The organism is Ectobacillus sp. JY-23 (genome assembly GCF_023022965.1).
In the GTDB taxonomy this organism is placed as follows: domain Bacteria; phylum Bacillota; class Bacilli; order Bacillales; family Bacillaceae_G; genus Ectobacillus.
Map to the genome: position 1 here is coordinate 2,367,722 of NZ_CP095462.1, position 11,468 is coordinate 2,379,189.

11 protein-coding genes are annotated in these 11,468 nt (G+C 35.2%); 6 read left to right on the plus strand and 5 right to left on the minus strand.

Annotated features, from left to right (window positions below; all coding sequences use genetic code 11):
• Positions 1-78: 78 nt before the first annotated feature.
• The 4 genes from MUG87_RS12195 to MUG87_RS12210 are packed head-to-tail and all read right to left on the minus strand — an operon-like array spanning position 79 to position 3,833.
• Positions 79-786, minus strand: coding sequence for a glycosyltransferase family 2 protein (locus tag MUG87_RS12195; RefSeq protein ID WP_247082500.1), 708 nt, complete (start codon positions 784-786; stop codon positions 79-81).
• 15 nt (positions 787-801) lie between these two features.
• A complete protein-coding gene (locus MUG87_RS12200) occupies positions 802-1,626 on the minus strand; it encodes a glycosyltransferase (RefSeq protein ID WP_247082502.1) in 825 nt (274 codons plus the stop codon).
• A 26-nt stretch (positions 1,627-1,652) separates the two neighbouring features.
• On the minus strand, positions 1,653-3,002 hold the full coding sequence (locus tag MUG87_RS12205) for a hypothetical protein (protein WP_247082504.1): 1,350 nt from the start codon (positions 3,000-3,002) through the stop codon (positions 1,653-1,655).
• Positions 3,003-3,050: 48 nt separating this feature from the next.
• Positions 3,051-3,833, minus strand: coding sequence for a glycosyltransferase family 2 protein (locus tag MUG87_RS12210; RefSeq protein ID WP_247082506.1), 783 nt, complete (start codon positions 3,831-3,833; stop codon positions 3,051-3,053).
• 432 nt (positions 3,834-4,265) lie between these two features.
• Between MUG87_RS12210 and MUG87_RS12215 the strand changes: the two genes are divergently transcribed.
• Entirely contained in the window at positions 4,266-5,279 is a 1,014-nt protein-coding gene (locus MUG87_RS12215; RefSeq protein ID WP_247082508.1) for an LCP family glycopolymer transferase, read from the plus strand.
• Positions 5,280-5,308: 29 nt separating this feature from the next.
• On the opposite strand, the gene MUG87_RS12220 is transcribed toward MUG87_RS12215, so the two are convergent.
• Positions 5,309-6,562: a flippase gene (locus MUG87_RS12220; RefSeq protein WP_247082510.1), complete on the minus strand. Its 1,254-nt coding sequence runs from the start codon at positions 6,560-6,562 to the stop codon at positions 5,309-5,311.
• Positions 6,563-6,988: 426 nt separating this feature from the next.
• Between MUG87_RS12220 and MUG87_RS12225 the strand changes: the two genes are divergently transcribed.
• From MUG87_RS12225 to MUG87_RS12245, 5 genes are all read left to right on the plus strand, one after another.
• Complete coding sequence (locus MUG87_RS12225; protein ID WP_247082512.1) at positions 6,989-7,627, plus strand: trimeric intracellular cation channel family protein; 639 nt, start codon at positions 6,989-6,991, stop codon at positions 7,625-7,627.
• 235 nt (positions 7,628-7,862) lie between these two features.
• Positions 7,863-8,564: a glycosyltransferase family 2 protein gene (locus tag MUG87_RS12230; RefSeq protein WP_247082514.1), complete on the plus strand. Its 702-nt coding sequence runs from the start codon at positions 7,863-7,865 to the stop codon at positions 8,562-8,564.
• Between the two features lie 49 nt (positions 8,565-8,613).
• Positions 8,614-8,997, plus strand: coding sequence for a DUF2304 domain-containing protein (locus MUG87_RS12235; RefSeq protein WP_247082516.1), 384 nt, complete (start codon positions 8,614-8,616; stop codon positions 8,995-8,997).
• Positions 8,994-9,341, plus strand: coding sequence for an EamA family transporter (locus MUG87_RS12240; RefSeq protein WP_247082518.1), 348 nt, complete (start codon positions 8,994-8,996; stop codon positions 9,339-9,341). Before MUG87_RS12235 ends, MUG87_RS12240 begins: the two co-directional genes overlap by 4 nt.
• 25 nt (positions 9,342-9,366) lie before the next feature.
• Positions 9,367-11,370, plus strand: coding sequence for a DUF2142 domain-containing protein (locus MUG87_RS12245; protein ID WP_247082520.1), 2,004 nt, complete (start codon positions 9,367-9,369; stop codon positions 11,368-11,370).
• Positions 11,371-11,468: the final 98 nt, after the last annotated feature.

Below are 11,468 nucleotides of genomic sequence, written 5' to 3' on the forward strand. Positions count from 1 at the left end.
CACATTATAATGAAACCACACAAATACGAACAACATATATCTTATATTGTAACCATTTAGTAATAATAACTTAACTTTTTAATGCGTAGCTTTATATTGCATGACTGCTTTAATGGTACCTAGCCTTCCTTTGAGCTGCTCATTGAAAGAACGCTTTCGCATACCTGTTACATTTCCGCCATGGCGAACATATTTCATCAATGGCTTGCGGATATACACTATTTTACGCTTACTCATCATACAAACCAACGCGATCCATTGGTCATGCATCTCAATAGACTTTGGAAACGGTATGATATCCCCAACAATCTCTTTTTTAAAGGCCATGCAGCATCCAGTAAAGCTATTTTTCACGATATTACCGATCAGGCCCTTTTCACGATTGTTATTATGGGCATTCCAAGATTCGTGAATGATTTCACCGTCTCCATCAGTTACATATGCGTCATGCACAATAACCGATGCATTTGTAGTTCTAAATTCATTTACGACTGTTTCTACCTTATTAGCAAGCCACATATCATCTTGATCGCACAAAAAGATGATATCGCCGCGCGCTTTTGAGATTGCTTTTTCAAAGCTTTTGATTACACCAGCATTACGCTCATTCACGTAAACCTCGACTCTATTGCCGTAAGTATCTTTGATTACCTGCACTGTATCATCTTTAGAGCCATCGTCCACCACTACGACCTGATCTTGCTCGCTAAGCTGCGATAGCACAGAATTTAATTGCCGAACAATGAAGCCAGCTCCGTTATATGTTGCTATACATACTGATATCATGGACAGAAATCCTTTCTATACTTTTAATAATGTGCGCAACGTATGCAGAGCGATTTTTTTGTTTTTCACAAACAATAACTGCTTTCCTGCTCGCATCATTAATTGCAATCTATATCGTTTTAAAACATGACGCTTGTATTTTTTATAAAATTTCAGTTCTGAACCTATGATGCTTTTATATCTGTTCAAGGAAACTGTATCATAGTTCATCACAGACAACTCATGCTCGAGAGTCACAGGAGAGACAAGTACTTTATACCCCTCTTCGTACACCTTATAAAAGAACCAATGATCTAAAAAATCTAGCGGGAATTCTTGTGTGAAACCGCCAATTTCACTGAGAAACGCCATATTTACAGCCGTTCCGGAATTAATAGCCATAACCGGTTGCTCCTGCTTACCTGCAACCGGTTTTTTCCCTCTTAAAGGTTGCAACGTATGGCTGAAAACAGGAGAAATCATCGTTCCTTCACACATTACCATCGGTACAACAGCGGCTATTTCATCTCGATTTATCTCTAACTGAAAAAATGTATCTACGTACTCTGGTGTTAACTCTGTATCATGATCTAATAGCAACAGCCATTCACTACCATTTTGTTTTGCCTGCTCCCAAGCATACTGATAAGCCTGTGCAATCCCCAGATTTCGTTCATCATGCACATAAGTTATACCTGCAGTAGCAGGAACTTCCTGCGGCTTTAAACTGTTGTCATACACGATGAATTCATATTGCCCAGTAAAGCCTTTATTATTGAGTAATATCTGTTCGATTGTGACAAAGGTTTTGCTTTCCTGTAGCTTTTGATTGTAGAGGACCATTACAATTGTTGTTTTCATACAAATACCTTCTTTACCTGCATCTATTATGCAGTAGTTTTAATCGATTCCGCTTTACGCTTAGATAATACTAATACGATTAACAAAAAGCCGATTCCCAATGGATTATTAATGAACGGATTAATATTTGTTAAAAGTCCTAGCGCTGCTATACAAGCAAGCAAAGATACATCATTTGTATCAGGAACCCCTTTTTTCACATAATACATATGGTAGTTGTAATATAAAATAAAGCATACATACAGCCAGAGTGCTAGTCCGATAATTCCTTGCTCCACTAAAATATCCAAGAAGCTCATTTCTATTCCTGTATCACGACCAGCAATTTCTGTTCCATAGCCACTACCAACGACAAAATCAGGTACACTTTTAAAAACAAGATCTTTAGACGCCAAAATAAAATCAAGACGTGCATTCACACTGACATCATTAATCTCTTGCTCCGCTTTATCGCCTTTCGATGATTCTGTGCCTTCCTGCGTAGGAGCCGCGACATCCTGCCCAAAGCGCTCAATCGTCATGTACTTGTACATAAATGGCACAGCAGCGACAATCATAAGTGATACCGCGATTTTACGCAGCATAACTTTAGATTGTACAACTGTCAAAAACTTATTTTTCAAGCCACGGATTGCATCTGTAAATGTTTTAACATCAAGGAACACGATGAACATAATGCCAAACATAAGCGCTAATAAAAAGCCCCTTGTCTCTGACCATACAATTGATATCAAACCTAATACAACATTTGCAATGTCAAGCTTAGAATATTTTCTGCTTAATAATGCATTCAAAGAAAGGAATACACCCATTAACACAAAGAAATGGCTTTTATAGAACACGCTGTGACTCGGTCTAAAAAATAAATCATCATTCATTACATCATTTAAAAAGTAGTAATAAGAAGCAAAGTTGCTACTAAATACAGTCTTTCCTAATAGAGAAATAACAATTGTAAAAACAGCAACACCTAAAGAAGAATACTTTAAAATGGTAATAATAGTTTCTTTTTCATATCTATCTTTAGAAATGTAATATGCGAGCGGGAAGTACAATGCAAAGAATGCAACCCGAAGAAAATCCATTACAATCACTGATAAGGCATTTCCATTAATAGCACCTATCACTGCACTGACTACAAACCATCCCATTAACATATAAATCGCGATTGCTGTTCGATCAAATAACAAAAATGTATTTACCTTTTTATCAAAAAAGGCTCTGGTTTTTATAATTCTAAACAAGAAAGTCGCAACAACCAAAAGGAATAATACCTGACGGATCGATAACACACCAAAGTCAATCAGCCTACCGCCACCGCCGACGAAAAGCTCAATAAAAAACACTGTTAACAGCCATTTTTCAAACTTATTCACTAATCCTCTCACTCCTGAAATAAATGTAGCCGAACTTATATTTTATGTTTAAAACAGTTTCCAACCCCATTTATCAAAGAATTTATACATAGATTGCATAAAAATTTTAAATAACTTGGAGTTTTTGTGTGCCCCTCTTTCATAGTAATGAATTACTTCGGAAAACGGAGTATACACAACACGCTCGTCTCGCTGTCTAAGTTTTAAGCATAAGTCATAGTCTTCAAAGTACATGAAATAACGATCATCAAAGCCATTTACGCGTTTAAAAGCTTCTGCCCTAACTAGCATAAAGCAACCTGAACCGATACGAATATCAACATTTCTATCATTAGGTAGGTCTCGGCATTCATATGAATGCAGTCGTTTGCTGAACATTTTCTTTACAAACTGGAAAGGGATAAATCTAAGCGCATAATCAAAAACAGAAACACGGTTACGTACTAAATGTTGCGTCGTGCCGTCTGCATTTAATACCTTGGGTACTAAAAGAGAAATATCACCTTGCTGCTCCATTATTTCCAACATATTCAATAAATCTTGCTTTTTTAAAATAATGTCTGGATTGAAAACAAGGAAGTACTTCTCATCTGCATGCATTAAATTATAATTGTGACCGAAACCAAAACCATTATTTTCATGATAAAATGTAAGATCTACGAGGCCCTTATAAGTTGCTAAACGCTCTTGATATTCTTTTTCTGAATTATTATCAAAGATAACGAACCGAAAACGTTCGTCACCGTCGAACTCTTCTTTAATATTATCTAATACCTTAAAGATATGTTTACTATTGTATGTTACTATACTAACAGCGACCATTGCACCCATTTTTTCACTCTCCTTATATTGAAGCAGAACCTATGATGCTCCTTTTCAAATCATATCTCATGTAACTGTAACAAACGATTTAAAACTAAAATCCCTTACTTATCTTGTATATCTTCATACAAATTTATCATCATAACTACTATAGAGCAGGCGAGTGTTCACCTTACATCCTACATTATGTGAAATACAAATAGAAAACTGTACCTACCCTTTAACAAATTAACATTATAACACTAACTATACCTAATTTGTACACAATATTGACAACTCGCAATTTAGTGTTAGACTTAGTTTTAGGCGGGTGATGACGCCTTATCTGATTCAGAATTTTTTTATTTTTAAATGTCTAATTTTTCAGAATTGGTATATTGATAGTTTAGTAGCTGCTTTTCTAAGTAAGTCATTACAAACAAGCAAAAGGAAGACAATTATATGAACATTTCAAGAGAAAACATAAAGAAAAGTAAAAAGAAAACGATTGCACGTATATTATTATTTACTTTGTTTTTTGTAGGGTTATTAGGAGCAGGGTTTGCATATAAGCTATATTTAGACGTCGCAAAAGCTACGGATAAGATGCATAGTTCTATATCAAGAACAAAATCCGAAAAGCGTGAAGAAGAACTTGAATTCAAGGAAAAAGATCCTTTTTCTGTACTTTTGGTTGGTGTAGATGAACGTGAAGGACAAAATTCAAGAACAGATTCCATTCTTGTATTAACTGTAAATCCTCAAATGAAATCAACTAAATTGGTCAGTATCCCAAGAGATACTCGGGCAACCATTGTAGGCATGAATAAAAAGGATAAAATTAACCATGCTTATGCGTATGGCGGCATTGAAGGATCTATATTGACAATAGAAAATTTCTTAGATATTCCTATTGATTACTATATTAAAGTTAATATGGAAGGGTTTCGTGATATTGTAGACGCGGTAGGAGGAATTGACGTCAACAACAAGTTTGCATTCGAACTAGATGGCGTGTATGTCCCGGAAGGAGCTGTTCATTTAGACGGTGAACAAGCTTTGCAGTATGCGAGAATGCGTAAAGAAGACCCTAACGGTGATTTTGGTCGTCAAAAAAGACAGCGTGAAGTCATTCAAAAAATACTAGATAAAGGCGCTAGCTTCTCTTCCTTAACGAAGTATGACAAAGTTCTTAAGGCTTTAGAACAAAACATTAAAACAAACTTAACCTTTAAAGAAATGATGGATATCCAATCTCATTATAAATCTGCCGCCTTCAACGTTGAGCAGATTGAAATTCCGGGAGAAGGTAAGATTATGAGCGATGAGCTTTGGTACTACAATGTAGAAGAGAAAGATCGCAAAGCACTGTCTAATAAGCTTCTTGATCATCTTCACTTAAATAAATCTGTAGCAAATCAGCAAGAAATAAATACAGCTCAAAAGCATACTATCACAAATGAAAAACAACAATAAAAAAGGAATCGGTTGCCCGATTCCTTTTTTTATTTTCCCCGCCACTTCCAAACATGAATGCCTTTTTTCCATAAGAAGATTGCCATTAAGCTCGTCGCAAACGCCTCCGTCAAAACAGCTGTCCACGCAGTTCCGTATTGTTTGAACTGAGGAATTAACAGAAACATTAATATAACACTGAATATACTGGCCGCAATATAAATACGAGACAGCTCTTTTTTATAATCAAAATTAATCATTGTTAAAATGGCGAACACATTGGCCCAACCCAATATGAGCGGAAACGCTGCTAAAATTTGCAAGATAGGTGTAATTTCTTCATACTTGAATACAATTTCAACAATCTGTGCCGCAAAAATTCCAACAAATAAGGATAATGTAGCCATAAGGACTGTAACGAGCAAGAATACTTTATGCAATAAGGCAATTGCTGCTTCCCTAGACTCTTGTAGCGCCCGGCTTAAATGCGGATAGACGGTTTGAACAAGAGGCGTAATAATACTCAAAACAGCTTTGACCACTTTTTCTGCACTAGAATAATATCCGACAATGGTGTTGCTTGCAAAGAAGCCTAGAATAAAGACGTTGCTTGTCGTATATAAGCTTGTCATGATGTTAGATACAAAAATATGCCAGCCCGATTTTAACTGGTACATAATATCTTCTTTAGAAGGCTTTACAAAATGAATACCGTGGTGTGATGTAATTACATAAATAGCAATGATACCAATTGCAATATATCCTAACGAGTTAAAGATAGGTACGTACATAAACTTTGATTCGTCTGTCACAAATACAAAGATACCTAGAGTGAAAATAACCTTAGAAATTGCATTTAAAATTGAGATTGTTTTCATCTTTTCTATTCCTTGAAAAAACCAAATCGGGAACAGAACATTTCCTAACACCATACCGAAAGTTAAGATGTAAATCATACTGTCCGCTTTAAACTTTGGTACCGTGTAAAGTAAAACTATCAACACAATAAAGCTAATCAGCATCAATAGCGTCCGCACTAGCATGACTGTAGAAAAGATAACGGAAAGCTTTTTATTGTCTTCCCTCGCTAGGGAGATATCTCTTGTTGCTACAAATATGAAGCCATAATCCGTAAATAAAATAAAATACTGAATAAAAGCTTGAGCAAAATTAATTAACCCCACCCTATCAGGTCCTAATACATGAAGCAAGTATGGAATGGTAATGAGAGGTAGAATAAAATTTAGCCCTTGTACACTTGCTAAGGAAACAAAGTTGGTAACCAATTTCTTTTTAACAGACATTCACTGAACTCCCATATGTAGTTTTATTGCAGACTATTGTTACGTAATCTAAAAGATAGCATATAAAGAATCATTTTCCTAATGGCATTACTTTATTTTGCTATCGATAAAGTTCTTTATCATTGTATAATACGTGCAATAACAAATGCGATAGAAACTTATTGTTCGCTTGATAATAGATGATCTTTTATCCTAGTTTAATTCATTTTAAGACAATTATCATATTACAACATATTTCAAATTCATATTCTAAAGATTAGAACTTCAGGCTGCAAATCTACTATAATAAACGCTTTCTTATCATCTTTTACACCATTTTTTGCATGTCGCAAAACAACGATTGTCATTTGGAATACTTTATTGTATAGTTTCTCTATTCATTAGCAAATCAAGATATAAAGTATGGAATAGAGAGGGTTACAAGAAATGCTTTTAATTAATATTTTCGTCTTTATCGGCATCATAGCTGCTGCAGTTTCTGGGACATTGGTAGGAATGAAGAAACGACTAGACTGGTTTGGAGTGATTTGCTTAGCAGTAGCTACAGCTTTAGGCGGTGGTATCATCCGCGATGTAATGATTGGTCATCTCCCTCCTGTCGCATTTATTAAACCGATTTACTTTTTTGTTAGTGTAGGGACGGCTCTTATCACTTGTATTTTTTATGAAAGAATTACGAAATTACAAAATGTTATCATGCTTTCAGATGCAGTAGGTCTTGGTGTATTCACAGCAGTAGGCGCTAACGCCGCTGTCATGAATCATGTACATGAGCCGTTTTTGGTTGTTTCAATGGGCTTAATTACAGGTATTGGTGGCGGTATCTTGCGGGATATTTTCGCAAAAGATATCCCTTATGTATTTCGCAAAGAAGTATATGCAATTGCCTCAATCCTAGGCGCAGTAAGCTTTCTCTTAACATATAATAGTGTATCGCATATATTCGCTCTCTATATATGCTTATTTATCACATTTGTTGTCAGAGTGGTTTCTTTTTATTACAACGTCCATTTCCCTGTGCTAAAATCAGACCCTGCTATAGGCGAAGAAGTAAAGCATTCATAAGAAGGGTATCCTTTGTCGGGATACCCTTTTCTTATAGTGTACTTTTTGACGAACATTGTAGATTCATGGTTGATATGGTAATCTAAATATCGGATAAAGCTGTTTCCAGCACATGGCAAACATAAGATTTTCATTGGTTTGGAAATTATAAATACAGCATTCTTTATTACAAGCTTTGTTATCCGAGCTTTCCAACACCTTGTACCGAACATATTTACTTAATAGGAGGTCTATTATGATGAAGGTTTTGGTAATTGTCCCCGCATTCAATGAAGAAGAAGGTATTAAACATGTTGTAGAGCAATTTAAGAATATAAATAATGTTGATATATTAGTTGTCAATGATTGCTCCAAAGACAGAACATCAAAAGTCTGTCGCGAATTCGGGTTAAATGTTGTCGATTTACCTTGTAATTTAGGGATTGGCGGGGCTGTACAAACAGGCTATAAATACGCCAAGCTGCATAACTATGACATAGCTATTCAAGTCGATGGAGATGGACAGCATAACCCTTCCTACATTGAAGGTCTTATACAACCTATTGTAGAAGGAAAAGCGAATCTAGTAATTGGGTCCAGATATTTAAATAAAGAAGGCTTTCAATCTACATTTATGAGGCGTGTAGGGATTACCTATTTCAGTTTTTTAATCAAGTTGCTGCAAAAACAAAAAATCACAGATCCCACATCAGGCTTTAGAGCATGTGATCGCGAGGTTATTGAGTTGTTTAGCCAGCGTTACCCGGTCGACTATCCAGAGCCAGAATCTATTGTGTATTTGCTTCGCAATAATTATAAAGTAGCTGAAGTACCAGTTATTATGAATGAAAGAATGGGTGGAGAATCCAGTATCAACGCATTCAAATCTGTGTATTACATGATCAAAGTTTCATTAGCTATTATTATTGATAATTTGCGTAAATACGGTTTAACATAAAGGATTTACCAGTAGATTTACCTACTTTTCCTATTGAAAGGAGCTTTTTATGATTACAGTAAAACTGCAAATCATCCTATTGATAGCATCGATAATTACTTTCTTTCTTATTATCAATATGATACGAAAATATAACCTGGAATTAAAGTATTCTCTCCTGTGGTTATTCTTCTGTATTGTAAATATTTTATTGGCTTCATTCTCGAACATCTCAACCTTTGTTGCCGATGCACTAAGTATCCAAGAGCCTGTAAATGCTATTTTTCTTCTATCTTTTATGTTTCAGTTCTTTCTAATTTTCAGCCTCACACTTACAATTTCACGTATTTCTAATAAGCTTAGTCAATTGTCTCAAGAAGTTGGTATTTTAAAGAATGACTTTGAGGCTTATAAACAAAGCCAAAATCGTGAAAGCAAGAGGATGGATATATGAAATATGTATTAATCTTAGTTAACATCTTGTGCCTTGTTTTGGGCCAAACATCATGGAAGCTTGGAATGGAAAATATGCAGCTGCACGGAAACATTGTACAGAAATTCTTTCAGTTTGTTTTCTCGCCCCTTATCTTTTTAGGCTTTGTATTATACATATTAGCTACCGTGATATGGATGTATCTGTTATCTAAACTGCCTTTAAGCTTTTTATATCCATTGCAAAGCTTAGCATATGTATTTTCACTAATCATCGCCTTCCTTATCTTTAAAGAACATATTCCTATTACAAGGTGGATTGGGACAGGAGTTATATTATTTGGCGTGTATTTAATCGTAAAATAAAAACGTAAAGAGGTATGTACTCATTATGTCTAGATTTCAATCAGTCCTGAAAAGCTATTGGCTTCATGGCCTTTTAATACTACTCACCTTGCTTTCATTTCTACTGTTTATGTACGACCATCGCTCTCTTTTTTTAGTACCTAGAGAGATGGATCATACAGTTGTATCCCAAAATGAGAGTAATGCGATTATGGGTGAGCTTGGAAACAATATGCTTGTTTCACAATCTTTTGTTTCCCCTAAAGATACATTTTCAAAAGTGCAGCTATCTGTCGGTACCTATCAAAGAGAAAATCAAGGCGTTGTTTCTTTCCAATTAAAAGAAGCGGGGCAATCGCAGCCACTCTTTGAAACAACCATTGAGATACAACAGCTAAAGGATGGTATCAACAGCTTCTCCTTTCCTGCTGTTCAAAACGCAAAAGGAAAAACATATGAATTTACTTTAAGAAGTACGAATACTTTACCTGGGAAATCTTTTACTCTTTGGAAAAGCTCTAAAGATTCCTATGCGGATGGTACATTTACAATTGACGGGATCAATCGAACAGGGGATTTATACTTTCAGGTCATGTATGTTGAAAATAAGCCCCTTCTTACTAAGCAACAACTTGCTTTTATTACACTTATCTTTTTTATCATGTTCGGTGTGTCTTCGTTACTCGTTTTAAAATATAAACATGTACTTCATAAAGCGTTTTTAGCGATTGTTATTCCATTTGGAGTCGTCATGTCTCTTATTGTTCCTCCTTTTGATCAACTTGACGAGCTTGAACACTATTATAGGGCTTTTGAAGTTTCAGAAGGGAAATTTATCAACCAAATTGTGGACGGTAAGGTCGGAAATTATATCCCCAAAAGCCTCGTTGACACTGTAACCAGTGTTCGATATATACATCAGGATGGCTACAAATATAGCCTAGTAAAGGAAGCATTGGATATTCCGCTACAGTCGGAGGAGAGAATTTTCCTTCGAAATTATGCATCTTCATACCCGCCTTTGGTGTACATCCCACAAAGCTTGGGGTTGATATTGGGACGCGTTTTATTTGATTCGCCACTACTTATGCTATTTTTAGGCCGTTTATTTAATTTCGCTGCTTACACAGCGATTGCATACTACAGTTTAAAAATTGTACCGGTTAAAAAGCTATTCTTTTTTATATTAGCCATTTTGCCAATGAGCTTAATTCACGCTTCATCCTTGTCAGCAGATGGCATGACAAATGCTTCTGCATTGTTATTTGTATGCTATATGCTTTACTTGGCATATGGAAAGCCAGATGCCATACGCACAAAGCATATGATTATTTCTAGTGCTATCGGTATTTTCATTGCACTATCAAAAATTGTATATATACCAATTATCTTTATGTTTCTAATTATCCCATTAGCAAAGTTTAAAAATAAGAAAGATTATCTTCAAAAGTTTGTACTTGTGCTCATTGGATGTTTAATTCCATTTATTATATGGAACCTGCTTAATATGAAAAACATGTCTGTTCCAGATTTACGTGGTTATGCAGGAGTATCTCCATCTGACCAGGTTAAGTTCGTGTTAACCAATCCAATTACGTACACGAAAATTTTACTTAGCTCTTTTCTTTCACAAGCCATGCCTTACTTAATGGGGATACTTGGACAAATCGCTACCAATTACTCTTATGCTACACCGTTATTTGTCGTTGATAGCTTCCTTATATTATTGGTGTTATTTGGTATGATACAAACGGAAGAAGATGCTCATATGAAGCTAACGGCGCTCAATAAAGTACTATTTGCCTTTATTATTATTGCAGTAGTCGTTTTAACAATGACAGCACTGTACGTTGGATTTACAAGTGTTGGAGATCCTGTTATTAAAGGTGTTCAAGGACGTTATTTCGTTCCAATCGCATCATTCTTATTCCTTTTATTATCCAACAACAATTTAGTAAACCGCAATCCAAAAACTTCTTCTTGGATTGTAACAATTGGAAATATTTTGATATATACATTACTGATTAACTACATCATACACGTAAATTAAAAGCTATGTATATAAGAAAGGAAACGTTCTACTCCAAAGAATGTTTCCTTTTGTTTTATAAAACCTCAAAAAAATAATTTTTTCCTCTTGATTTATGA